The organism is Paucihalobacter sp. (genome assembly GCF_036825875.1).
Classification (GTDB): Bacteria; Bacteroidota; Bacteroidia; order Flavobacteriales; family Flavobacteriaceae; genus Paucihalobacter.
The window spans coordinates 16,908-42,736 of the sequence record NZ_DAISXK010000001.1; the positions used below are offsets into that span (position 1 = coordinate 16,908).

The 25,829-nt window shown below is 36.9% G+C and carries 25 protein-coding genes; 17 read left to right on the plus strand and 8 right to left on the minus strand.

Features of this window, described 5'->3' with window-relative positions; translation table 11 throughout:
- Positions 1-6: 6 nt before the first annotated feature.
- From V7Z48_RS00100 to V7Z48_RS00115, 4 genes are all read left to right on the plus strand, one after another.
- Complete coding sequence (locus tag V7Z48_RS00100; protein WP_334111340.1) at positions 7-1,068, plus strand: AMP-binding protein; 1,062 nt, start codon at positions 7-9, stop codon at positions 1,066-1,068.
- 91 nt (positions 1,069-1,159) lie between these two features.
- A complete protein-coding gene (locus tag V7Z48_RS00105; protein ID WP_334111341.1) occupies positions 1,160-1,768 on the plus strand; it encodes a hypothetical protein in 609 nt (202 codons plus the stop codon).
- 18 nt (positions 1,769-1,786) lie between these two features.
- Positions 1,787-3,235 (plus strand): vWA domain-containing protein, encoded by a 1,449-nt coding sequence (locus V7Z48_RS00110; RefSeq protein WP_334111342.1) that lies wholly within the window; start codon positions 1,787-1,789, stop codon positions 3,233-3,235.
- A gap of 139 nt (positions 3,236-3,374) precedes the next feature.
- Positions 3,375-4,715, plus strand: a complete 1,341-nt coding sequence (locus V7Z48_RS00115) for a M24 family metallopeptidase (protein ID WP_334111343.1) — start codon at positions 3,375-3,377, stop codon at positions 4,713-4,715.
- Here V7Z48_RS00115 and V7Z48_RS00120 read toward each other — a convergent pair.
- The gene (locus tag V7Z48_RS00120; protein WP_334111344.1) at positions 4,712-6,340 is read right to left on the minus strand and encodes an acyl-CoA carboxylase subunit beta; all 1,629 of its coding nucleotides are present in this window, start codon (positions 6,338-6,340) and stop codon (positions 4,712-4,714) included. The two genes, V7Z48_RS00115 and V7Z48_RS00120, sit on opposite strands and share 4 nt — an antisense overlap.
- A 171-nt stretch (positions 6,341-6,511) precedes the next feature.
- Between V7Z48_RS00120 and V7Z48_RS00125 the strand changes: the two genes are divergently transcribed.
- The 9 genes from V7Z48_RS00125 (at position 6,512) to ettA (ending at position 13,655) form a co-directional block, all read left to right on the plus strand.
- Positions 6,512-7,042, plus strand: coding sequence for an NADPH-dependent FMN reductase (locus V7Z48_RS00125; protein ID WP_334111345.1), 531 nt, complete (start codon positions 6,512-6,514; stop codon positions 7,040-7,042).
- A 1-nt stretch (position 7,043) separates the two neighbouring features.
- The gene (locus V7Z48_RS00130; protein WP_334111346.1) at positions 7,044-7,328 is read left to right on the plus strand and encodes a GNAT family N-acetyltransferase; all 285 of its coding nucleotides are present in this window, start codon (positions 7,044-7,046) and stop codon (positions 7,326-7,328) included.
- A gap of 40 nt (positions 7,329-7,368) precedes the next feature.
- Entirely contained in the window at positions 7,369-7,806 is a 438-nt protein-coding gene (locus tag V7Z48_RS00135) for a MarR family winged helix-turn-helix transcriptional regulator (protein WP_334111347.1), read from the plus strand.
- An 86-nt stretch (positions 7,807-7,892) separates the two neighbouring features.
- Positions 7,893-8,612, plus strand: coding sequence for a pirin family protein (locus tag V7Z48_RS00140; RefSeq protein ID WP_334111348.1), 720 nt, complete (start codon positions 7,893-7,895; stop codon positions 8,610-8,612).
- 71 nt (positions 8,613-8,683) lie between these two features.
- Positions 8,684-9,571, plus strand: a complete 888-nt coding sequence (locus V7Z48_RS00145; protein ID WP_334111349.1) for a carbon-nitrogen hydrolase — start codon at positions 8,684-8,686, stop codon at positions 9,569-9,571.
- Positions 9,571-10,599 (plus strand): agmatine deiminase family protein, encoded by a 1,029-nt coding sequence (locus tag V7Z48_RS00150; RefSeq protein WP_334111350.1) that lies wholly within the window; start codon positions 9,571-9,573, stop codon positions 10,597-10,599. The genes V7Z48_RS00145 and V7Z48_RS00150 overlap by 1 nt, the downstream gene beginning before the upstream one ends.
- Before the next feature lie 64 nt (positions 10,600-10,663).
- Positions 10,664-11,482, plus strand: coding sequence for a DMT family transporter (locus tag V7Z48_RS00155; RefSeq protein WP_334111517.1), 819 nt, complete (start codon positions 10,664-10,666; stop codon positions 11,480-11,482).
- 226 nt (positions 11,483-11,708) lie between these two features.
- Positions 11,709-11,891 carry a CAL67264 family membrane protein gene (locus V7Z48_RS00160; protein WP_334111351.1) on the plus strand — a complete coding sequence of 61 codons (183 nt, stop codon included), beginning with the start codon at positions 11,709-11,711 and terminating at the stop codon, positions 11,889-11,891.
- A gap of 72 nt (positions 11,892-11,963) precedes the next feature.
- On the plus strand, positions 11,964-13,655 hold the full coding sequence (gene ettA, locus V7Z48_RS00165) for an energy-dependent translational throttle protein EttA (protein ID WP_334111352.1): 1,692 nt from the start codon (positions 11,964-11,966) through the stop codon (positions 13,653-13,655).
- A 35-nt stretch (positions 13,656-13,690) separates the two neighbouring features.
- On the opposite strand, the gene V7Z48_RS00170 is transcribed toward ettA, so the two are convergent.
- The 4 genes from V7Z48_RS00170 to V7Z48_RS00185 form a co-directional block, all read right to left on the minus strand.
- Positions 13,691-13,912, minus strand: coding sequence for a hypothetical protein (locus V7Z48_RS00170; protein WP_334111353.1), 222 nt, complete (start codon positions 13,910-13,912; stop codon positions 13,691-13,693).
- A gap of 131 nt (positions 13,913-14,043) precedes the next feature.
- Complete coding sequence (locus V7Z48_RS00175) at positions 14,044-14,814, minus strand: MBL fold metallo-hydrolase (RefSeq protein WP_334111354.1); 771 nt, start codon at positions 14,812-14,814, stop codon at positions 14,044-14,046.
- A 60-nt stretch (positions 14,815-14,874) separates the two neighbouring features.
- On the minus strand, positions 14,875-15,339 hold the full coding sequence (locus V7Z48_RS00180; protein WP_334111355.1) for a GNAT family N-acetyltransferase: 465 nt from the start codon (positions 15,337-15,339) through the stop codon (positions 14,875-14,877).
- Complete coding sequence (locus tag V7Z48_RS00185; RefSeq protein WP_334111356.1) at positions 15,329-16,348, minus strand: formimidoylglutamase; 1,020 nt, start codon at positions 16,346-16,348, stop codon at positions 15,329-15,331. Before V7Z48_RS00185 ends, V7Z48_RS00180 begins: the two co-directional genes overlap by 11 nt.
- 98 nt (positions 16,349-16,446) lie before the next feature.
- Between V7Z48_RS00185 and V7Z48_RS00190 the strand changes: the two genes are divergently transcribed.
- Complete coding sequence (locus tag V7Z48_RS00190) at positions 16,447-17,331, plus strand: chromosome partitioning protein ParA (RefSeq protein ID WP_334111357.1); 885 nt, start codon at positions 16,447-16,449, stop codon at positions 17,329-17,331.
- Positions 17,332-17,383: 52 nt separating this feature from the next.
- On the opposite strand, the gene hutI is transcribed toward V7Z48_RS00190, so the two are convergent.
- A complete protein-coding gene (gene hutI, locus V7Z48_RS00195) occupies positions 17,384-18,619 on the minus strand; it encodes an imidazolonepropionase (RefSeq protein ID WP_334111358.1) in 1,236 nt (411 codons plus the stop codon).
- Positions 18,620-18,827: 208 nt separating this feature from the next.
- On the opposite strand from hutI, the gene V7Z48_RS00200 reads away from it, so the two are divergent.
- The 3 genes from V7Z48_RS00200 to V7Z48_RS00210 all read left to right on the plus strand — a co-directional run bounded on the left by V7Z48_RS00200 (position 18,828) and on the right by V7Z48_RS00210 (position 23,393).
- Complete coding sequence (locus V7Z48_RS00200; RefSeq protein WP_334111359.1) at positions 18,828-20,876, plus strand: S9 family peptidase; 2,049 nt, start codon at positions 18,828-18,830, stop codon at positions 20,874-20,876.
- Positions 20,877-20,944: 68 nt separating this feature from the next.
- Positions 20,945-21,982 carry a PLP-dependent cysteine synthase family protein gene (locus tag V7Z48_RS00205; protein ID WP_334111360.1) on the plus strand — a complete coding sequence of 346 codons (1,038 nt, stop codon included), beginning with the start codon at positions 20,945-20,947 and terminating at the stop codon, positions 21,980-21,982.
- 151 nt (positions 21,983-22,133) lie between these two features.
- Positions 22,134-23,393: an aminotransferase class I/II-fold pyridoxal phosphate-dependent enzyme gene (locus tag V7Z48_RS00210; protein WP_334111361.1), complete on the plus strand. Its 1,260-nt coding sequence runs from the start codon at positions 22,134-22,136 to the stop codon at positions 23,391-23,393.
- A gap of 306 nt (positions 23,394-23,699) precedes the next feature.
- On the opposite strand, the gene V7Z48_RS00215 is transcribed toward V7Z48_RS00210, so the two are convergent.
- Positions 23,700-24,818 (minus strand): GTP cyclohydrolase, encoded by a 1,119-nt coding sequence (locus V7Z48_RS00215; RefSeq protein ID WP_334111362.1) that lies wholly within the window; start codon positions 24,816-24,818, stop codon positions 23,700-23,702.
- A gap of 3 nt (positions 24,819-24,821) precedes the next feature.
- Positions 24,822-25,796 carry a transporter gene (locus V7Z48_RS00220; RefSeq protein WP_334111363.1) on the minus strand — a complete coding sequence of 325 codons (975 nt, stop codon included), beginning with the start codon at positions 25,794-25,796 and terminating at the stop codon, positions 24,822-24,824.
- Between the last annotated feature and the right edge of the window lie 33 nt (positions 25,797-25,829).

Here is a 25,829-nt window from a genome sequence, read left to right on the forward strand (position 1 = left end):
TACAACATGACACCAAGTTTCGATAAAATTCACAATCGTTTTAAATTAAACGGACTACATTTTGACCGTGACGAGCTTAAGGAAGTTGCTTACAGCTATATAAAAGAAGGCGAATTATATGAAAAGGAGATTGGCGATTTTTTATTAGAATGGACCAATGACCGAGACGTTGTAGAGGTACGTACTTCAGGTTCTACCGGTTTACCAAAAATTATAAAACTTAAAAAGCAAGCCATGGTAGCATCAGCTCTAGCTACTGGTGATTATTTTAAACTTGAGCCAGGAAACATCTGTTTACATTGCTTACCAGCACATTTCATAGCAGGGAAGATGATGATGATAAGAGCCATGATTTTAGGTTTAGAACTCACCACCGTAGAACCACTTTCCCGACCTGTATTCAATAAAGATACTGTTTTTGATTTTGCCTCTATGGTACCAATTCAACTTGAAAAAACCCTGAATTTTGTCGATAATATCAAACTGCTTTTAGTAGGTGGTGCTGCGGTTCCCAAACGATTGGTTTCAAAGTTAAGCAATGTAGATGCAGCTGTATTTGAAACTTATGGTATGACAGAAACCATTACGCATATTGCAGCTAGAGGACTTAATGGTGCATTTAAGTCTAAGTATTTCACAACACTTCCGGGTGTGATGGTATCACAAGATGAACGCAATTGCCTCGTGATTAAAGCAGACTATTTATCCGATGAGCCTATTATAACCAACGATGTGGTCGAACTTGTTTCTGAAACAGAATTCAACTGGCTTGGACGTGCCGATCATATTATTAATGTAGGCGGTGTAAAAGTACAGCCAGAAACCATTGAAGAAAAATTACATTCAAAAATTGACAAACGGTTTTTTATCACTTCTGAAAATGATTCTAAATTAGGCGAACACGTGGTATTGGTGATTGAATCGGATAAATTCGAAATTCCAGCTTCAACTTTTGATGAATTGGAAAAGTTTGAAATCCCCAAAAACATCTATTTCACGCCGAAGTTTTCTGAAGTCACACCAGGAAAAATTCAAATTCAAGCCACCCTAAAAAAGATTAAAAGGTAGTTTACTCATTAAAACAAGCACTTAACTCATTGGTGTTTTTGTAATTGGTAATTGAGAGATAGTTTTATCCTAAACTAAAATCTCAACCATTATGAAAACGCTCATTCTTATTTTCTGCACAATCCTGGTAATTCCTAATTGTAGCGCACAGGAAAAAAATATTCAAACACATTCAGTTACACTGGACCAATTAATCGGTTTTGTAGTTGAAACCTATAAAACGGAACAGGGCAATATTGAAGTACCACACAACGTTGTGTTTTTACTTCAATATAATGGTCAACCACTTCCAGCTGAGGAGGCAGTCTTGTTAAAACAAGCATTTAAAATTCTTTCTAGCAGACTTTCAGAAGAAACACTCATTTCTATTGCTACCTATTCAGGTGTTAACGGCATCGCATTGCAACAAACGCCTTCAACCGAATTAAAAAAAATTCTGCATACCATCGAAAATTTGCAGTCTAGTATAAAGGAATTTCACGATGATGGTATTGCCATGGCTTATGATTATATGAATACACATTTTGATGAAGACTTTCAAAATTCAATTGTCATTATAAGAAATCCGAATTCATCTTCAACCTCTATAACCTCAAATATTCAGGCAACAAAAGAAAAAAAATCAAAAGGTAAACCCAGTTCTATTGTACTCACCGCTATAGCATTGCTACCAGAAATTATTTCAGTTATTAAAAATTAACCCTTAAACTTTATTATTATGAAACATTTATTAAACATGCTCTTTGTAACCCTTATAGTGTTCCAAATGCAATCACAAGAACAAACCATTTCAGGAATCGTAACAGGAGCAGAAGATGGCTATCCGCTGCCAGGAGTAAACGTCATTGTAAAAGGAACCTCAACTGGTACCCAAACCGACTTCGATGGCAAGTACCAAATTCAAGCAAACGAAGGTGAAATTCTAGTATTCAGCTACGTTGGTTATGACACCAAGAATGTAAAAGTTGGAAAATCTAGGGTGGTGAATGTGGCTTTGGAAATTGGAAGTATGCTTGATGAGGTCGTAGTATCTGGTTATTCTTCTTCTGTAAAGAATAAAGCTAAAGTATATATTAGAGGTGCAGCATCAGTCTCAAAAAGTGAAAAATCCACCGCTAAAACTTACGGAGCAAGGAGTTCTGTAACCGAGTCGCAATCAGGTCAATTAACCGCTGGTGAAATTAATGATAATGAAAAGTGGGACGAATGGTTAAAAGTGCTAAAAGGAAAAAATCTTAACACAAACTGGGGTTTTTACACAGAAAGTAAAATTGAAGTCTTAGTAAATGATATTAATAATAATCCTTTAGGTAATATAAAAGTAACGCTATACAATACTGCAAACGAAGTTTTAATGGTCGCTATGACTGATGTTTTTGGTAAAGCTATTTTATTTAAAAATTTGAATTCACAAAATGTTAGTGATTTTTACACAATTCAAGTAATTCAAAATAATAGTGTTTACGGCGAAAAGATTACAAACCAAAAAAAGGTAGTATTCACGTTGGAAGAAAAGAACGTAGAATATAATGTAGAAAACAACGTCGAAGTAATGTTTACTATTGATGCAACAGGCTCAATGGGTGATGAAATGAATTATCTCAAGTCGGAATTAAAAAATATAATATCACGTTTAGACAAAAGAATTAATCAAAAGCGCGTGGCATTAACCTTTTACAGGGATTTTGGAGACGAGTACGTTGTTAGAGATTTTGATTTTGATACCAATATAGATAGGGTTAAAGCAAACTTATCAAATCAAAACGCCAATGGTGGCGGAGATTATGAAGAAGCTGTTGAGGAAGCTCTAAAGGCTTCTTTATCGAAATCTTGGAATGTAAAAGCCAAAGCAAAATTACTGTTTTTATTATTGGATGCTCCACCACATTACAATGATAAAAATGTAGAAGTTTTACAGAAACAGATAAAATTAGCCCAGAAGATGGGAATTAAAATTATTCCAATTGTGGCGAGCGGTGCAAATAAAGATCTTGAATTTTTAATGCGGTTTTTCAGTGTATCAACAAATGGAACTTATGTGTTTTTAACTGATGACAGTGGTATTGGTGAAACCCATTTGAAGCCATCCGCAGATGATTATAAAGTTGAGAAATTGAATGACCTTATAGTAAGATTGATTGAAAAATATTCAGGCGTTACTGGTTAAATAAAATTAATTTTACTCATTTATGAATTAAAAGGGTGCATCGTCACCCTTTTTTTATGCCATAATATTGTCTAAATTCGTGAATCCAGTTTAAAAAAAAAGTCCCTTGAATGTCCACATCAAAAACAAATATCAAATTATGAAAAAAGTATACCTTATAAGTTTGGTTTTAATATCAAATTTAATGTGGTCGCAGCATATTTTACCCGAACGCGAGCGCGCAACAATCATTGACAATATTCTTGAAGACAGATTCAATAATCTTCTTCCTAACTTAATGGATAACGTAGGAATTGATATGTGGATTTTAATCACACGTGAGTATAATGAAGACCCAGTAGTTAGAACCATGCTGCCAGCAACCTGGCTAAATGCGAGAAGACGAACCATTTTGGTGTTTTTCCGAAATAAACAAAACAATACTATGGAAAAATTAGCAGTGGCACGTTATAATTTTGGGAAAAACATAGTATCAGCATGGAATAAGGATACGCAACCAGACCAATGGCAAAGACTTATAGAAATCATTAATGAACGCAACCCGAAACAAATCGGACTCAATGTTTCTGAAGATTTCAATATAGCCGACGGCTTGGCCAAAACCGACTATGATGCATTTATGGAATATTTGCCTAAAAATTTTCATTCAAAAGTCACTTCAGCAGAAAAATTAGCAGTCGCTTGGATCGAAACACGAACATCTCAGGAAATGGTCATCTATAACCAACTGGTAAGCATCACACATCAAATTATTTCAGAAGCGTTTTCAGAAGCAGTCATCACGCTAGGTATTACTACTACCACCGATGTGGAATGGTGGATGCGCGACAAAGTGCTGGATTTAGGTCTTGAAACTTGGTTTCATCCAACAGTAGATGTGCAGCGCAGTAACGATGACCTGGGCAACCACCTCTATGCTTTTTCAAACAGACCAGACGATATGGTGATCATGCCAGGCGATTTGCTGCATTGCGATTTTGGCATTACCTATCTCCGATTAAATACGGATTGTCAACAGTTGGCTTATGTATTAAAACCCGAGGAAACCCAAGCACCCGAATTTCTGATCAAGGCACTTGCCGAAGGCAATAAACTACAAGATTTCTTAACTGATAATTTTAAAAATGGAAAATCGGGAAATGCCATTTTAGCCGATGCTTTAAAACAGGCAAAAGCTGCTGGATTGCGGCCATCTATTTACACACATCCCTTAGGTTTTTATGGTCATTCGGCTGGCCCAACTATTGGCATGTGGGATGCACAAAATGGTGTACCCGGTGCTGGTGATTACCCGTTACTCTCAAATACCGTTTACGCCATTGAACTCAATACAACCGTGACGATTCCAGAGTGGAAACGGGATATTAGAATCATGTTGGAAGAAGCTGGTTTTTTTGGTGAGGATGGTTTTAGATATGTGAATGGCCGGCAAACCAAATTGCTAACCGTGCCGAGAATTAAACCTCACACTGGTAATTAAACCTGTAAAACACCCATATTAAAAGCCTTTTCAATAGGAGCGTGGTTAGCGACTTCAATACCCATACTAATCCATTTTCTGGTATCTAATGGATCAATAATGGCATCCGTCCATAATCGCGAAGCAGCGTAATAAGGCGACACTTGAGCATCATAACGCGATTTAATCTCATTAAATAATTCGTCTTCTTTCTCTTTAGTAATGGTAATTCCTTTTTTCTTTAATGAAGCTGTTTCAATTTGAAGTAATACTTTAGCAGCCGAATTTCCGCTCATTACCGCCAACTCAGCACTTGGCCAGGCTACAATAAGTCTCGGATCGTAAGCTTTACCACACATGGCATAATTACCAGCGCCATAACTATTTCCTATGATGACGGTAAACTTAGGCACCACCGAATTACTCACCGCATTCACCATTTTAGCACCATCCTTTATAATTCCACCATGTTCACTTTTACTACCCACCATAAATCCGGTGACATCTTGTAAAAACACTAGGGGAATTTTCTTCTGATTGCAATTGGCAATAAATCGGGTGGCTTTATCGGCACTGTCATTATAAATCACACCACCAAACTGCATTTCGCCTTGTTGGGTTTTAACTAATTTGCGCTGATTAGCAACAATTCCAACAGCCCATCCGTCAATTCGGGCATAAGCGGTAATAATGGTTTTGCCATAGCCAGCTTTGTATTCATCAAATTCCGAATTATCAACCAATCGCTTGATAATTTCTTTCATATCGTACTGATCGGCACGACTTCTTGGAACAATCCCATAGATATCTTGAGGATTTTCAACAGGTTTTACGGCTTTGGTTCTGTTAAAACCTGCCTTGTTGTAATCACCAATTTTATCAATAATATTTTTAATGGTGTCTAAAGCATCTTTATCGTCTTTGGCCTTGTAATCAGTAACACCGCTTATTTCACAGTGCGTGGTGGCACCGCCTAAAGTTTCGTTGTCTATGGTTTCGCCAATAGCGGCTTTCACTAAATAACTACCTGCTAAAAAAATACTGCCCGTTTTGTCAACAATCAAAGCCTCATCACTCATAATTGGTAAATACGCGCCACCTGCAACACAACTACCCATCACAGCAGCGATTTGAGTAATACCCATACTGCTCATAATGGCGTTGTTTCTGAAAATCCGACCAAAATGCTCTTTATCGGGAAAAATCTCGTCTTGCATAGGTAAGTAAACCCCGGCGCTATCCACTAAATATATAATGGGTAATCTGTTTTCAATGGCAATTTCCTGTGCGCGTAAATTCTTTTTGCCTGTTATAGGAAACCACGCGCCAGCTTTTACTGTAGCATCATTGGCAACTACCATGCATTGTTTGCCTTTGATGGAACCTATTTTAACCACCACGCCACCGGACGGACAACCACCGTGTTCTTCGTACATGCCATCGCCAGCAAAAGCGCCAATTTCAATAGACGACGTTTTGCTGTCTAACAAATAATCAATGCGTTCTCGGGCCGTTAATTTGCCCTTGCTTTTGTGTTTATCTATACTTTTTTGTCCGCCACCAAGCTTTACCTGAGCTAGTTTTCGCTTTAAATCGGAGAGTAAAAGTTTATTGTGATCTTCGTTTTTATTGAAGTTGATATCCATGGAAAAATGTTTGCTACGAATTTACAAAAGTTTCACGGGAATATTTTAACCTAAAAACCTTAATGAGATGTTAAATATATGTAACATGGAATTATATTCCTTGGAATATAAATTTAAATGTTCTAAATTTGTTCTTTAATTATAACAATCAATACTAATAAACCAAAATCTATGAAAAAAATAATCGCATTCGCAGGAAGTAATAGTAAACAATCAATCAATAAGCAATTAGTTGAATATACTACGAGTTTTTTAACTGATTTTTCGATAAACTTACTGGATTTAAACGATTTTGATTTACCTATCTATAGCATCGATTTAGAAAAAAAACAAGGTATTCCTGAAAACGCACATAAGTTTTTAAATCTTATCCGAAACAGCGATGGCATCGTTTTATCCTTGGCAGAGCACAACGGTTCTTACACAACGGCATTTAAAAATTTATTTGATTGGATGAGCAGAATAGAATCTAAAACATTTTTCGGAAAGCCAATGTTATTAATGGCAACTTCTCCTGGTGGTAGAGGTGGCGCCTCAGTTTTGGAAGCAGCTGTGAATAGATTTCCTTTTCACAATGCCGATATCGTAGCTAAATTTTCGTTGCCAATGTTTGGTGATAATTTCAAGGATTGTAAAATTGCGAATCTTGAACTGAATAATGTATTACAAGAAGCAGTTAAAGCTCTAAAAAATAGTTTGTAAAATGGAAATTCAACAACACGACAACGGCACTAAGGGAGCATTTTATATTGAAATAGAAGGAAAGCGACTTGCAGAAATGACTTACACCTATGCGGGTACCGAAAATGTAATCATCGATCACACCGAGGTAGATGAGTATTTTAAGGGTCAAGGCGTGGGCTATAAACTCATAGAGTCAGCTGTGTTGTTCTTTCGAGAACGAAATTTAAAGGTGATACCATTGTGTCCCTTTGCTGCTGCCGTATTCAAGAAGAAACATGACTTATACAAAGATGTATTGTCATAATTACATAAATCTTTCTTTATAGAGACAAAAAATATTATACATGGGAGATCTTTCAATAGATATCAATTCAAAATTTGAAAACGAAAAGCAAAAGGCGTTGATCAATATTATGTATACCGCCAATTGGATTAATAGTTTTCAAAATGAATTTTTTAAATCCTTCGGAATTTCTCCACAACAATACAATATTCTTAAAATTTTAAACGGTGCCAGTGAGCCATTAAAAGTTCAAACAATAAAAGACAGAATGATTGAGCGCTCGCCAAATGCCACTAGGTTAATGGATAAGCTATGTTCCAAACATTTGATAGATAGAATTCCCTGTGAAGATGATAGACGCGTTGTACACATTGCTATTACCAGTCAAGGAAAAACGCTTTTGGAAGCTATTTCAAGTGATTTTTATGAGAATTTAGTGGAAAAATTGTCCGAAACTGAGGCTCAACAACTCAATCAAATTTTAGACAAGATGCGATGACATATTCCTGCGAAAGCAGGAATCTCGAACAAAGACAAAGAATATAATAATTAACTTTTAAGATCCCCGCTTTCGCGGGCAATAGTATGAAAACAATTTTACATAAAGCAGAAGACAGAGGCTTTGCCAACCACGGTTGGTTACAAGCCAACCACTCATTTAGTTTTGCAGGTTTTTACAATCCCGAAAAAACAAATTTTGGCGTATTACGCGTGTTAAACGACGACATCATTGCCCCAAAAATGGGCTTTGGTACGCATCCGCACGACAATATGGAAATCATCACCATACCACTTAGTGGTGTATTGAAGCATAAAGATAATATGGCAAACAACTGGATTCCAGTTCTTCCTGGAGAAGTGCAGGTAATGTCTGCTGGCACTGGCGTTCAACATTCAGAAATAAACGGTTCGGAAACAGAATATTTAAGCTTATTTCAAATCTGGATTTTTCCAGATAAGCAGAATGTGAAACCACGTTACGATCAAAAAGCATTTGATGCCAATAACCGTAAAAATAAATTACAAGTTTTGGTGACTTCAATGGAAAATGACCATGAAAACAGTTTAAAAGTACATCAAGATGTGGTATTATCTCGAATTGATTTGGATGCCAATCAAAATTTTGAATACCAACTTAAAAGCAAAAACCAGGGTGTGTATGTCATGAATATTTCTGGAGCCTTTAATATCCAAGACCATCTATTAGAAGGAAGAGACGCTTTGGGTATTTTTGATATAGAGTCATTTAAAGTTGAAACAAACGAAAACAGCGAGTTGTTATTTATAGAAGTTCCCATGATGTAATTTTTAGTAACCGCGTTACAACTGGACATTTTCTAGTCTAAATAGTTATTTTTGTGTTCTAATTAAAAGCCATGGGAAAGAAAACCTATAAAATAGCCGTCATACAACTCAATTTAAATGGCAAGCCTGAAAACAACTTAAAAAAATGTTTAACATGGGTGAGAACAGCAGCCGAACAAGGTGCTGAAGTCATTTCCTTACCTGAATTGTATAGCAGTCACTATTTCTGCCAGAGTGAAGACACCAATAACTTTGCTTTAGCCGAACCACTTTACAGTACTTCTTTTGATGCATTTAGTGCTTTGGCAAAAGAATTGGGCGTGGTAATTATTGTCCCGTTTTTTGAAAAACGTATGGCTGGCATCTATCACAACAGTGCTTACATTTTAGATACCGATGGCACCGAAGCTGGTTTATACCGCAAAATGCACATCCCGGACGATCCTCATTTTTATGAAAAGTTTTATTTCACGCCTGGCGATTTGGGATTTAAATCTAATGCTACTAAAAAAGGCAACATTGGAGTTTTGATTTGTTGGGATCAGTGGTATCCCGAGGCAGCAAGACTTACTGCTTTAAAAGGTGCTGAAGTGTTATTTTATCCAACTGCTATTGGTTGGCATCCTAAAGAAAAAGAACAGTATGGCGAAAACCAATACAACGCCTGGATGAACGTCATGAAAGGCCACGCCGTAGCCAATGGTATTTATGTAGCAGCAGCCAACCGCATTGGTCTAGAACAATATTTGCCAAATACCGATGGTATAGAATTTTGGGGCGCATCCTTTATTTGCGGACCACAAGGCGAAATATTAGCTCAAGCCTCACACGACAAAGAAGAAATTTTAATGGCCGAAGCCGATTTAGATTTACAAGAAAACATACGACAAAATTGGCCGTTTTTTCGCGATAGACGTGTAGATGCCTTTGGGGATATTACTAAACGCGCCATCGACTAATGAGAAGACTTCCAGCAGAATGGGAACAACAACAAGGTTTACTGCTTTGTTTTCCTCACAATGGTAACGATTGGCCAGGAAAGTATGGTGCTATACAATGGGCTTTTGTAGAATTTATCAAAAAAGTGGCGCAAGTTGAAACGGTTTTCTTAATGCTTGCTGATGAGAAACTCAAAAGTAAAGTTCATGAAATGCTCGAAATGGCACATGTTAAGGTTGAAAATGTCTCCTACATCATTCATAAAACAAACCGCAGCTGGATGCGCGATTCGGGTCCGATTATTGTCAAAAATGGCTCAAAGCGCGAAGCCTTAAATTTCAATTTTAATGGCTGGGCTAAGTATAACAATTATCAGTTAGATAAACATGTACCTTTAAAAGTAGCCCATCATCTAAATATTCCTTTAACTCAGGCAGTTTACAAGGGAAACCCGGTAATTTTAGAAGGTGGTGCTATTGATGTGAATGGCAAAGGCACGTTAATAACTTCTGAAGAATGTTTACTGCATCCAACCATTCAAGTAAGAAATAAAAATTTTACCAAAGCAGATTACGAAGCTGTTTTTAAAAAATATTTAGGTGTTACCAACGTAATTTGGATAGGTGTTGGTATCGTTGGTGATGACACGCATGGTCATATCGATGACCTTTGCCGTTTTGTAAACGAAGACACCATTATTACAGTAGTGGAACAGAACGAGAAAAGCCTGAATTACAAAGCACTTCAAGATAATTTGCAACGCTTAAAGACTGCTGTTTTAGAAAATGGTAAAAAACCAAACATAGTGGAATTACCAATGCCCGAAAAATTAGATTTTGATGGACTCACCATTCCTGCCAGTTATGCCAATTTTATTATATTGAATAAGTGCGTATTAGTCCCAACCTTTAACGATGACAATGATAGAATCGCACTAAACATTATTGCCGATTGTTTTCCTGATAGAAAGATTATTGGCATCAGTGCCATCGATTTAATATGGGGCTTTGGTACTTTGCATTGCTTAAGTCAGCAAATACCGGTTTAATAATTTCAAATTCATTTTCTAAAACCAAAAGCAATTCGTGAATGTAAAGCACGCCATAAAATTCATGATTATTAGTGCTTTAGCCTTCTCGTGCATGAATTTAACTGTTAAGTATTTAGATGCGATAGGTGCAGCGCAAATTGTATTTTTTAGGTCTGCTGGTTCTTTGTTTTTTACTTTCGGGTTTCTATTAAAAAATAACATTAGTATTTTAGGAAACAATCACAAATTACTTATATTAAGAGGATTGGTTGGTGTGACTTCAATGATTTTATTTTTTGAATCTATAAAATATTTACCAACTGGCACCGCTGTTTCTTTGCGCTATATAGCGCCAATTTTTGCAGCGATTTTTGCAGTGTTAGTTCTTAAAGAAAAAATAAAAACCTTGCAATGGCTATTTTTTTTGATGGCTTTTTCAGGTGTTTTAGTTTTAAAGGGATTTGACAGCGAAATTAATACCTATGGATTGATATTAGTACTAATAGCAGCAGTATTCAGTGGCTTGGTGTACATCATTATTAGTAAAATTGGCAATAGTGAGCATCCAGTGGTTGTGGTTCATTATTTTATGGTGATTGCCACGATCGTTGGCGGTGTGTTATCTATAGGAAAATGGGTAAACCCTAGTAACTTAGAGTGGTTACTTCTGTTAAGTTTAGGGGTTTTTGGTTACTACGGACAAGTTTATATGACGAAAGCTTTTCAAACTGCGTCAACCAACCTTGTGGCGCCGTTAAAATACATTGAAGTCATTTTTACACTCGTCTTTGGAATTATTTGGTTTAATGAACTTTATAGTTTTTGGAGTTTAGTAGGAATTACCTTAATTATTGGCGGATTGGTGTTAAATGTGCGTTATAAAGCCAAAGCCACCGAATGATTTTTTATACCTTGAAAATTAATATTGATTCATCTATAAGTTATAATCTTTATTGATAAGACACTGTAATCACACTTGTTTTTACTCAAAATTATCGATATTTGTAACGCATTTCGCGCAAGGGATTGAAGCGGCATCCTTTTAATGGTACATTAAAAGATATAGCGGAAAGCCCGACCCAATACAAGCAGACTTGGATTGGGATGCGCCCTAAAAAATATAACATATGGCAATGAATAAAAATACCGTTTTAGCTTGGGCTACAACTATTATGATAATTGTTGGGTTGGGTTTAATAGCACTAGGTGTGTTTAGATATAATGAAAGTGCCGGCTGGGGTTTTGCCTCGGTGGGTATTGGCTTTTTCGCTATTGCTTGGGTGTTTAATGCACTCAAAGGCAGAGTCTAAATTTTTATATTTAAAAATCGAATATCATAAACCATAAATCGTATTTCGTATATCGTAAATCAAAAATTAACTATGTCTGACGATAAAAAAGTAATTTTCTCAATGTCTGGTTTAACCAAGACATTTCAAGGTGCGCAAACACCGGTTTTAAAAAATATTTACCTCAGTTTCTTTTACGGAGCAAAAATTGGAATACTTGGTCTAAACGGCTCTGGTAAGTCAACCTTGCTTAAAATTATTGCTGGTGTTGATAAAAACTACCAAGGCGATGTCACCTTTTTGCAAGACTATTCTGTTGGTTATTTAGAACAAGAACCGCAGTTAGACGACAGTAAAACAGTTATGGAAGTAGTGCGTGAAGGCGCAGCCGAAACTGTTGCAATCCTTGATGAATACAACAAAATTAACGATATGTTCGGTTTGGAGGAAGTTTATTCCAACCCAGATAAGATGGAAAAGTTAATGAACCGTCAAGCGGAACTTCAAGACCAAATAGACGCGGCAAATGCTTGGGAATTAGACACCAAATTAGAAATTGCCATGGACGCGCTGCGAACTCCTGATGGCGATAAAAAAATTGGCGTGCTTTCTGGTGGTGAACGTCGTCGTGTTGCCTTATGCCGCTTATTGCTTCAGGAACCAGATGTATTGCTGTTAGATGAACCTACCAACCACTTAGATGCTGAATCGGTACATTGGTTAGAACACCATTTAGCACAGTATAAAGGCACCGTGATTGCCGTAACACACGATAGATACTTCCTAGATAACGTGGCTGGTTGGATTTTAGAATTAGATAGAGGCGAAGGTATCCCATGGAAAGGTAACTACTCTTCTTGGCTAGACCAAAAATCAAAACGTATGGCGCAAGAAAGTAAAGTCGCGTCTAAACGTCAAAAAACATTAGAACGTGAGTTGGAATGGGTGCGTCAAGGTGCTAAAGGCCGACAAACCAAACAAAAGGCGCGTTTGAATAACTACGACAAATTATTAAGTCAAGACCAAAAGCAATTAGACGAAAAACTAGAAATCTATATTCCCAATGGTCCGCGTTTGGGTACCAATGTTATTGAATCTGTTGGTGTAAGCAAAGGCTATGACGATAAGTTGCTTTATGAAGATTTGAATTTTAAACTTCCACAGGCAGGAATTGTAGGCGTTATAGGACCAAATGGTGCTGGTAAAACAACTATTTTCCGTATGATTATGGGAGAAGAAACCCCAGATAAAGGCGAATTTAAAGTAGGTGAAACCGCAAAAATCGCTTATGTAGATCAAAAGCATTCTAATATTGACCCAGAAAAAACCATTTGGCAAAATTTCAGTGATGAACAAGAGCTGGTTTTGATGGGAGGACGCCAAGTAAATTCGAGAGCTTACTTAAGTCGATTCAACTTCAGTGGTAGTGAACAGAATAAAAAGGTAAAATTATTATCTGGTGGTGAACGTAACCGTTTGCATTTGGCTATGACGCTTAAAGAAGAAGGCAACGTATTGTTGCTCGATGAGCCAACCAATGATTTGGATGTAAATACGCTGCGTGCTTTGGAAGAAGGTTTAGAAAACTTTGCGGGATGTGCTGTAGTGATTAGTCACGACCGTTGGTTTTTAGATAGAATATGTACACATATTTTAGCTTTTGAAGGCAATAGTGAAGTGTATTTTTTTGAAGGAAGTTTTAGTGAATACGAAGAAAATAAGAAAAAACGTCTTGGTGGTGATCTCATGCCAAAACGAATTAAGTATAAGAAATTAGTGAGATAACAAAAAAGGCATGAATTAAATCATGCCTTTTTTGTTTACTTGTTTTCGTATAAGTGACCCTCTGTAAAGTCTTTGTACGACTCGTCTATTTTATAAGGTGAACTGTCAATCAATCGTTTGTTTTCGGCTTTTAGCTTGTACATTTTAATAATGGCAATGCCAATTAACACGATAAAGACTGATGCCGTTACTAACAGAATAATGGTAAGATGTTCTGTACTTATAAGTAGGCTTGAAAATGAATTAATAGCTATCATTTTTTTCAGATTAAATGGATTTGGTTTGTAAATATACTTAAAAAATCAAAACCATAACTATTTAGTAACAAAAATATTACAAAACACCTGTTCGATGAAACGTGTTAAAAGTCCGACAAGTGCCGTAAATACTATTGTTCATACCATTTTAACATGGTGACATTGATAGCATTATTTTTTTTATTTACTAAGCTTTTAAATTTTTCTACATCACTCAAGCCATCTTTACCTCTATAATGGTATGGAATAACTGTTTTAGGTTTAAAGTCTAAAACCGCACTTGCAGCACTTTCAACAGTCATGGTATAAGGCAAATTCATACAAATAAAAGCAGTATCGATATCTTCAAGGGTTCGCATTTCCGGAATGTCTTCGGTATCGCCAGAAATGTAAATACGTTCACCTGCCAAACTTATTACATAACCATTACCGCGTCCTTTAGGGTGAAAGTTTAAAGCCTCTTCTCTTAAATTGTACATTGGTATGGCATCTATAGACATATTAAACAGGCGGAATGATAGACTATCGCCGTTGTGCATCACTATGGTTTTTTTCTGAAGGTTTTCCGGTAATTGGTCAAACACAGCTTTTGGAGCAATGATGCCCGTAAATTCTAAATTAAGCGACTCTAGGGTTTTTAAACTGAAATGATCACCGTGAATATCAGTTATGAATATAAACGTAGGATCGGGATGCATTTTGTACAATTCAGCATCTCCAACAGGATCAATATACAGCGCTTGTCCTTCGTATTCGAGAATTAAACTACCGTGATTTATTGGGATGATTTTTATTCCAGCATCACTAGTTGTGTTACTTGGTGTATGAACTGTTTTAATTTGTTCAGAAGCAAAACCTAACGCAGTTGAAAGCACGGTAAGCATAAGTATAAATGTTTTCATAATGTTTATTTTTTTTAAAATTAATAATAATGTCCCTCAGCGCTGGTATAGCTAACAAATTTATAACACTAGCAGCATTTTAATATTACCTCGTTTGTAAGGTGCATTCGTTTCAACAGGAATTTCCTCAAATCCGAATTTTCGATATAAATAAATTGCATTCTCTAACTTAGTGTTAGAGTAGAGCAGTAGCTTTGAAAACTTCCGATGCTTAGCAAAATCAGTGCAATGTTGCAGCATCAACTGGCCAATTTTTTGTCCACGCATTTGTGGTAATACGGCCATTTTAGTAAGCTCAAGAACCAATTTATTTGCGGTTGGCATAAGGGCGACTGTTCCGACTATTTGGTTTTCCAATCTTGCAAAGAAAATACTTCCACCTTTGTTTATTATATAGTGTTCAGGATTGCTCAACACGGCTTCGTCATAAGGTTCCACGACAAAGTGCGTTTGTAACCATTCAATGTTCAAGTTGTAAAAATCTTGAGCTAATTTAGATTCATAGGGAATAATATCAACCGCCATGAGCTTTTATAAAATCAGTGATTAAAAAACTTACCAACTTCCCTAAAAGCGTATCGTTGTCGTCTTCTGGGATTCCTTCGCAAATATGCAAATATTTAGCATTGGTATTTTTAGCCATAAAACTCAAAAAGGTTCTAGCTTTATCGGTGCTATAGCCACTTGGTGTTTTGGCACTGGTATTAATATGCCTGATGGCATCTAAATCTATTTCAATACCATAAAAAGTTCCGCTTACATGATCAAATGCGCGCTTTAGTTCTTTATTAAACGACGATTCTTTCCGCACCCTAACAGCTTCATAGGTATTAAACTGAACGTTTTTTAGTTTGTTCATGGTTTTTATAATAGCGTGGGACGTGTAGTTCTCATGCAAACCGAAAACAAAGTAATTTTTTAAAAATCCTTCCGCGTAAGCGTACGAAAAACCATTGCCACTGTGTCGTCCTTCTTCTGGTCTAAAATCGGTATGCGCGTCAAAGTTTACAGCGTTTATAGGGCTGTTAAGTGCAAGACTGGTCCCTTTTATGCAGCCATAGGCATTATTATGACCACCACCAATAACTATGGGCGTTTTACCTGCTTTAACTATTTGCGACACCAAAAAGCTAACATCTTCGTCAATTCTACTTACTTTTTTTCGCGCTCTTGAAACGTCGGATGGATTGGCAGCATCGAAGGATGCGACTTTCAACTGTAATTCAGTATAATCTAAATATCCGAGTATTGCGATATTTTTAGCTTTGAGAAAGCCGTTACTCTGCACATTTAATAAACTTTTTAAAACAGTGTGCCATGCATTAGAGGTGCCTTGTTTTCCGCCGTTTGCAAATACGCCAACATCTTCACAAATACCAAAAATTATATACTGAACATCTAAATTTAAAAAGCTATCGTATATAGAAGTGTGATACGGTACTAATTGAATGTGTTCTCCAAATTTAATTTCGTCTTTTCGTGTAACGACAAGCGAATTTAAATCAGATTCAGAAAGCAATTTAAGATGATCCATCATAAAAAATTAAAAACTAAAAGTACAGTTTTTTAACTGTTCACCAAAAACTAAAAATTAAAAAACAACTAAGAATTAATTAAAAAAATCAGTAACTCATGGAAAATTCAAACAGCTCAGGATTGGCTTTAAAAATTGCACTAGGTATAGTAGTGGTGTTATTTTTAGGATTAGGATTTTACACCTCCAATGTAATTAAAGAAAAAAACGACCAAGAAATCGAATTAGTAAAAGAAAAAGAACAAGTGATGGCCGACTTGAGTAATATGGCCAAGCAGTACGATTTGGCTATTAGCGAAAGCGAAGTAACCAACGAAAAATTAATAGAAGCTAGAGGACGTATTGAGCAATTAATGGATTCTTTAAAAATTTCTCAAAACAGTGTGAACAGTTTGTGGAGATACAAAAAGAAATTCCTTGCTTTAGAAGAAGAAATGGATGTTTTATTAGCCGAAAATGATCGTTTAAAAGTTGAAAACGAATTATTAGCATCTACTTTAGACAGTACCCAAGTACAATTAGCCCAACGCACCATGTTTACAGATTCGTTGTTAGTACAAAATACAGAACTAGCTGGTGTTGTTAAAGATGCCTCTATTTTACAGCCTGTAAACTTAAAAGGTTTTGGCGTTATTGAAAGAAGTTCAGGTAAATTAATACCAACTGAACGTGCCGGCAGAAGTGATAAACTGAGAATTTGTTTCACGGTTGCTAAAAACAAATTGGTTGCAAGTGGCGATAAAGAATTATTTGTTCAAGTTATCGATCCTTTTAATAATGTAATGGGCGTAAATGAGCAAATTCAATTCGAAGATACCGTACTTAATTATAGTTTGATTAGTATGTTCAACTACGAAAACAAAAATTTAGATATTTGCGAGTTTGTAACTTCAGCTTCTGGAAAGTTTGAAAAAGGTACCTATAAAATAAATGTCTTTAATGAAAATCAAATGGTTTCTACTTCAGAATTTACCTTGCAATAGACAATTAATTATAAATAATTGAAAAGACACCCACATTGTTGGGTGTTTTTTTTTAATGTATTATTCCGTTTATAATGGTTTTATCAATTAGATTTTCTCCAAAGGCATATGGTAATTGTTGGTATCCCGAAATAGGCTTGGTGATAATAATATTGGCCTTTTTGCCACGCGTAATGCTACCGTACATACTACTAAGACCTAGAGCGTAAGCGCCATTAATGGTGGCTGCATTAATAGCTTCTTCAGGAGTCAATTTCATTTTAATACACGCCAAGCTCAACACCAAATTCATATTGCCGCTAGGCGATGAACCTGGATTGTAATCTGATGCAATGGCTAATGGTAATCCTGCATCAATAATCGCTCTCGCGTTTGTGTACGGAATTCCCAAGAAAAATGAGCATTGCGGCAAAGCTACAGGCATTGTATTGGAACCTTGTAGCACTTTTATGTCGGCATCCGTAAGTTGTTCTAAATGATCTACCGATAACGCTTTGTGTTTAACGGCCAAGGCAACACCGCCAAAGGCATTAAATTGATTAACATGTATTTTGGGTTGTAAATTATAAGCTGCCGCTGCGGTTAAAATTCTATCCGTAACTTCTAGTGAAAAGTAACCTTTTTCACAAAACACATCAATATAATGAGCGAGTTGCTCCTCATATACTTGAGGTAGCATTTCATTTATTATCAGATCGACATATTCGGACGATTTATTTTTAAATTTTTCAGGAATGGCATGTGCACCTAAAAAACTAACTTTCACAAAGGCTTGCGTTTCTTTTTTTAAACGCTGAATAACCCGAAGTATTTTTAATTCAGATTCAACAGTTAAACCGTAACCAGATTTTATTTCAATAACGCCTGTACCGAGTTTGAGCAGTTTGTTAAGCCGTTTTAAAGCCGCTTCGTAAAGTTCGTCTTCAGATTTTTGGGCGAGTTTGTTAGCCGAATTGAGAATACCACCACCTTTTTTGGCGATTTCCTCATACGATAATCCATTAATTCTGCCTACAAAATCATCAATGCGGTCTTCTGCATATACCAAATGTGTATGAGAGTCACACCAACCGGGCAGCACTACTTTGCCGCGTGCATCAATCACTTTTTCAACATCTGGATAAGCGCAAAACTCCATGGGTCCGAATTCAACAATTGTATCGTTTTCAATAAGCAAATAGGCATTGTGCAAAACAGGTAATGTTTTCATATTAATACCTTTAACAATAGTAACATTGGTGTCGTGCACCTGCAGCAGCTCTTTTATGTTGGTTATAAGAATAGACATGTTTCAATTTATAAGTTGGTTGAAAATAAAAAGTGAAGTTAATTAAAAAAAATAAATATAAGACGTCTTGTTGACGTCGCATATTTTTTTGTAAGAGTCAAAAGAATCTACAATGTTTAAAGCCCAAACCTATATCTTTGAAATTCGAATCTTAAATGCTCCAATTTAAACCCTATTTTTGCAAATCGATTTTCAAAATAAAACCCGAATGCAACAAATGCCTCCACGCGCAGCCAAAATAAACACCACCTTAACCGTTCACAACGACCAGCGCAACGATCCGTATTTCTGGCTCAATCAACGTGATAATAAAGATGTAATTGAATACCTAGAAGCCGAAAACGCCTATTTTGAGCAGGAAACCAAACATCTGGAGGAGTTTAAAAACAATCTTTTTGCCGAAATGAAGGCGCGTATCAAAGAAGACGATACCTCCGTACCTTATAAATTTAATGGCTATTGGTATATCGTTAAATACGAAACCAATAAAGACTATCCCATATATATCAGAAGAAAAGAAACCTTAACCGCACCCGACGAAATTCTATTCGACTGCAACCAAATGGCCGAAGGTCACAGCTATTTTAAAATGGTAGGCTTGAGCGTGAGCCCCGATAATTCTAAAATTGCGTTCGGTCTCGATACCGTTGGAAGAAGAGATTACACTATTCGTATTAAAGATCTCATCACTGGTGAGATATACAACGATGCCATTGGCAATACCACTGGTTCGGCATCTTGGGCAAACGATAATAAAACCTTTTTCTACACCAAAAAAGACCAAAAAACACTTCGGGCCGATAGCATTCATAAACACCAATTGCAAAGCACCGATCCCGATACGTGTGTTTACGTTGAAACCGATGATACCTTCGGAGCGGCTGTTTATAAATCCAAGTCCCGACAATACATCATCATTGCTTGCTACAGTACCTTATCTAACGAGTACCACATACTAAATGCCGATAATCCTGACGGTGATTTTGTGTGTTTTCAAAAACGCATTAAAAATGTAGAATACAGCATTTCGCATTACCAGAATCATTTTTACATCGTAACCAATGCCAACGAGGCTTTCAATTTTAAGCTTATGAAAACCGAGGTAACACAAACGAGTATAGAGCATTGGGAAGAAGTGATTCCGCACAAAGAAGAAACACTTATTGAAGACATCGATATTTTTGATAAATATCTGGTCATTTCCGAACGCACCAATGGCTTAAGCCACATCAATATTATAAATTGGCAAACCCAAAAAAGTTATTACCTACCGTTCAATAACGAAACTTATACTGCTAGCACCAGCGTAAATGTAGATTTCGATACCGAAATACTTCGTTATAGCTACACATCGCTAACCACACCAGCTTCGTTAATAGACTTTAACATGCGTACCAAAACAAAAACCGTGTTGAAAAAGCAAGAAGTGATAGGTGATTTTAATGAAAACGATTACACGTCCGAACGGATCTGGGCAACCGCCCGCGACCAAACTAAAGTACCTATGTCTATCGTGTATAAAAAAGGCCTAAAAAAGGACGGCTCCAATCCCTTTCTGCTGTACGCCTACGGTGCTTATGGGGCTACAATGGATCCTTCATTTTCAAGCATTCGCCTTTCCTTGCTTGATAGAGGTTTTATCTTCGGAATTGCGCACATACGAGGTGGCGAATACCTCGGCCGACCCTGGTACGAGCAAGGCAAACTCCTTCAGAAGAAAAACACCTTTTTCGATTTTATAGATTGTTCGCAGTACCTTATAGACCAGAAATTCACCTCGCCACAACACCTGTATGCCATGGGCGGCAGTGCTGGCGGACTTCTCATGGGTTTTATCGCCAACGAAGCACCTAATTTATACAACGGCATTGTGGCAGCCGTACCATTTGTTGATGTGGTTTCAACCATGCTAGACGATAGTATTCCGCTTACCACAGGCGAATACGACGAATGGGGAAACCCGCACGAAGAAGCGTTTTACCACTATATAAAATCCTATTCACCTTACGATCAGGTAAAAGCACAAGACTATCCCAATATTTTAGTCACTGCGGGCTTTCACGATTCGCAAGTGCAATACTGGGAACCCGCAAAATGGGTTGCCAAAATGCGTGATTTTAAAACAAATAATGCCAAACTATACCTTAAAACCAACATGGAAGCTGGGCATCATGGTGCTTCTGGCCGCTTTGAATCGCTTAAAGAAGACGCCGAAGAATATGCCTTTTTATTAGACTTAGAGAATATATACGCCTAATTAAAAAAAAACTATTACTTTTGCTTGGTTTTAGGTATCATTTTTTTTGATATTGAGAAATAGCATTTATGAGAAACAAATTAAACGTTTATGATAATGTGTTAGACCTTATAGGCCACACACCACTTATCAGACTAAACAAAATGACTCATGGTTTTGATGGAGATTTTTACGCTAAAGTAGAAGCTTTCAATCCTGGTCACTCCTCCAAAGATAGAATAGCCTTATATATTATTGAAGAAGCAGAACGTCAGGGTATTTTAAAACCTAGCGATACCATTATCGAAACCACCTCAGGAAATACAGGTTTTAGTATCGCCATGGTGAGTATCATTAAAGGTTATAAATGTATTTTGGCAGTGAGTTCAAAATCATCAGGCGATAAAATAGATATGCTCAAGTCTATGGGCGCGCAAGTACATGTATGTCCAGCGCACGTAGCGGCCGACGACCCCAGATCCTATTACCAAGTAGCCAAACAAATTCATAGCGAGTTAAAAGGTTCTGTATATATCAATCAGTACTTCAATCAACTCAATATCGACGCCCACTACAAAACTACCGGTCCAGAAATTTGGGAACAAACCAAAGGTGAAATCACCCATTTGGTGGCGTGTAGTGGTACAGGCGGGACCATTTCTGGAACAGCAAAATATTTAAAAGAACAAAACCCGGAAATTAAAATTATTGGCGTAGATGCCTATGGTTCGGTACTTCAAAAATACCACGAAACCAAAGAATTCGACGAAAAAGAAATCTATCCATACCGCATTGAAGGTTTGGGTAAAAACTTGATTCCAACTGCCACCGACTTTGACGTAATAGATAGATTTATAAAAGTAACCGACGAGGATAGTGCCCATACAGCCAGAGAAGTTTCAAAAACTGAAGGTATTTTTGTAGGCTACACCAGCGGTGCCGTAATGCAAGCTTTAAAGCAACTTAACGAAGAAGGCATCTTTAAAAAAGAACATCTAGTAGTAGCAATATTCCCTGATCACGGCTCAAGATACATGAGTAAAGTTTACAGTGACAAATGGATGGAAGATCAAGGCTTTTTTGACAGTAAAAAATCTGCTTCCGAAACTATTCAATACATAAAGTGATATTTAATTAATATAAAAAAGCCCGTCAATTTTCGGTTGAAGGGCTTTTGTTGGTTAACAAAATTGTGAACATTAGTTCGTTATTTCTTATGTCACAAACGGATAATTAGCTAATTTTGCTCCAACTAACAGAAACTAATTTTTAAGTTAAATGAAAGATTTATTTGATAAAATATACCGCGACAAAGGACCTTTAGGAAAATGGGCTGCCCAAGCCGAAGGTTATTTTGTGTTTCCAAAATTGGAAGGTCAAATTTCTAATAGAATGAAATTCCAAGGAAAAGATGTCATCACTTGGAGTATCAACGATTACTTAGGTTTAGCAAATCATCCGGAAGTGCGCCAAATAGATGCAGAAGCGGCAGCCATGTACGGTTCAGCCTATCCAATGGGAGCACGTATGATGTCGGGTCACACCGAATTGCATGAAAAACTTCAAAATGAATTAGCTGAGTTTGTAAATAAAGAGGCAGCCTATTTGCTTAACTTTGGTTACCAAGGTATCATGTCAACCATCGATGCATTGGTGGCAAAAGACGATATTATTGTTTATGATGTAGATGCACACGCCTGTATTATTGACGGTGTGCGTTTACATATGGGGAAACGATTTACTTACAAACATAACGATATAGAAAGTCTTGAAAAAAACCTAGAACGCGCCACCAAAATGGCCGAACAAACTGGTGGTGGTATTCTTGTGATTTCTGAAGGTGTGTTTGGTATGCGTGGTGAACAAGGCCGACTTAAAGAAATAGCAGCGCTTAAAAACAAATATAAATTCAGATTCTTAGTTGACGATGCGCACGGTTTCGGAACCTTAGGAACAACAGGCGCCGGAACAGGCGAGGAGCAAGGCGTTCAAGACGAAATTGACGTGTACTTTGCTACATTTGCAAAGGCCATTGCCAGTACAGGAGCGTTCATTGCTGCCGATCAAGAAATTATTGATTACTTAAAATACAACCTGCGTTCGCAAATGTTTGCTAAATCATTGCAAATGCAATTGGTAGTTGGTGCCAGAAAACGCTTAGAAATGCTTAAAACTATGCCCGAACTTAAAGGCAAGTTATGGGAAAATGTAAACGCATTGCAATCAGGTTTAAAAGCCAGGGGTTTTGATATAGGAACAACACAAAGTTGTGTTACACCAGTATATCTAAAAGGAAGTATTCCAGAAGCCATGGCTTTGGTAAAAGACCTACGAGAAAACCACGGTATTTTTTGCTCAATTGTAGTGTATCCAGTAATTCCAAAAGGCCTTATTCTTTTAAGAATGATACCCACGGCAACGCACACCTTGCAAGATGTTGAAGATACCCTAGTCGCGTTCTCTGCCATCAGAGACCGCCTCGAAAACGGCACTTACAAACGCCTATCCGCCGCGGTTACCGCAGCCATGGGAGAATAAATAAATCAAAAGCCGCTTTAATGAGCGGCTTTTTTGTGTTCTTTGTTTTCTTCTCAGTAAACCATTTTTAAACAACCCTTTCAGGGTTTGTAACCCTGAAAGGGTTTAACAGAGCAATGTTATCAAAACGCTGAACATGATACCATAAGCTTCCAGAAAAAAAATCCGTTCCTATCCGTGTCAAAAAGCATCCGTGCCTATCAGTGATATCCGTGAGAAAAAGAATCCGCGTAAATCCGTGCGTGCCATCCGCGTCATAAGTGATAATAAATAATCTGCGCCTATCAATGCCATCAGAGAGACACTTTAAAAATCCTTCCGCATCGTCTGTCGTTTCCGATAAACCTTCGGATCAAAATGTTTCCACAACTGTTGTATAGCCATATTGTCTTCCAATTCCGGGGTTCTAATACACGTCTCTATTCCTTTTTCCTTAAAAGTTTTATAATACTCATCAAAAATAATAGCCGTCACGCCCTTATTTTGATACTCAGGATGAATTCCTATTAAATAAAAAACAACCGTTTTGCTGTGCTTCTTGGCTTTCAAAATATGTGTAAACCCAAATGGAAACAGCTTTCCTTTTGTTTTTTGAATAGCCTCCGAAAAGGATGGCATCACAATAGCAAAAGCAATCAAATTATCATCCTTATCTACCACAAACTTTACATACTCAGGATTGACAAAAGGAATAAATTTCTTCTTAAAATAAGTCTTTTGTATATCCGATATCTTCACAAAAGACGACAATGCCGAGTACGAGGTGTTAAACAAATCAAACATTTTATCCACATAAGGCATGATGTCTTTGGTATTGCTAAAAGTGATGGACTTGAGCTGGTATCGGCGTTTGATTAGTTCCTGGGCTTTAACAAACAAATTAGGATCCACATTATTAAACGAGAAAATACTTTCAATGTATCCTTTTGCTTTATGGTAACCGTGCGCGGTATAATGTTTTAAATAATAGTCGTGGTTGTACCAAGTAATCATAGGACCAACGGCTTCAAAGCCTTCCGTTACAATACCAACCTTGTCTAAATTAGAAAATCCAACTGGACCTTCGCAATACTCTAGTAGCTTTGTTTTGCCATAAGTTTCAATCGTTTCTAAAAGCGCTTTACTCACTTCTAAATCGTTAATAAAATCAAACCAACCAAAACGCATTTTCTTTTGGTTAAGGTCATTCACTTCTAAGTAATTCACAATACCAGCAATTCTACCCACAAGCTCGTCACCTTTGTAAGCGAGGTATAAAGTGGCTTCAGCATCTTTAAAAATTGGGTTTTTCTTTCGGTTGAAAGTTTCAGTCTCTTGCGAAATAATAGGCGGAACCCAGTACTTATGGTCTTTGTATAACTTAAACGGAAACTTAATAAACGCTTCTAAGTCCTTTTTAGAACTGATCTCTTTTACGATAATCATAGATTAAATTTGGGAGTCATCAAAATCAACTGCTTTCTTATTACCACGATTGCGATTAGACTGTCGTTCACCTTCAGCTTTCGCGTCATTGTCATTGTCAATTTTTTTGTCCTTATGGAAATCAAAACGATAACTCGCGCCCAAATTTACACTAAATACAGAAGGCGTGTCTTTAGTGTTAAAAGTAATGGCTGTGTCTAACTGAAAGTCTTTGGTCCACAAATACGCACCGCCAAATCTAAAAAGATTATCGGCATAAAAATCACTTTTTATACCTTGGGTTTCTCCAAAAATAACCCATTGTGGCGTAATGGAATGCGTCAACGTAAGTATGTATTGAAATTCGGAGAAGTCATTGCCAATTCTATTCATGATAAAATTAGTCACAAAAACCCATCCACCAGAAAAATTATTCTGAGTGGCTACCGCTACTTTCGGACTGATACCATCGGCATCGGGTGGTGTAAACGGATTGTTTTCCGAGTCTAAATTAATACCGGTATAAACCGCTACAGCTGGTATGAGCGACTTCCATTTAAATTGTCGGTTGGCTTTCCAACTATATAAATTAGGTTTTTCTTCCCCAGCATTTTTATAAGGGTCATAAACCAAATACTGCGCACCAATGGTGAAATTCTTAAAATTAGCACGGCTGTTTTCCGAAGGAATAGAAGACCTAAGATCTTTAAAAGTATCATTTTGATAACTGCCTTGCACCCGTATTTCTAATTCTTCAAAAAACAGTCCATAGCGTGCAGCGAAGTCTATACCAAAACCCGCAACTTCATACTGTAATGGTGTGTGTTTTTCATTGATGCTGTAAGGTCCCATTTCAAACTGAAGCACATTGGTGCCTACTGAGAAGGCACTTTGCGAAACACCGGGGCGATTAGAATTGATTACCTCGGTATATTGTGCTGTAGCTATCATAAACGAAGCAGAAAATGCCACGATCAAGTATATTTTTAGTCTTTGCATTGTATATGGATTGTGTTCAAATATAGAGATTTT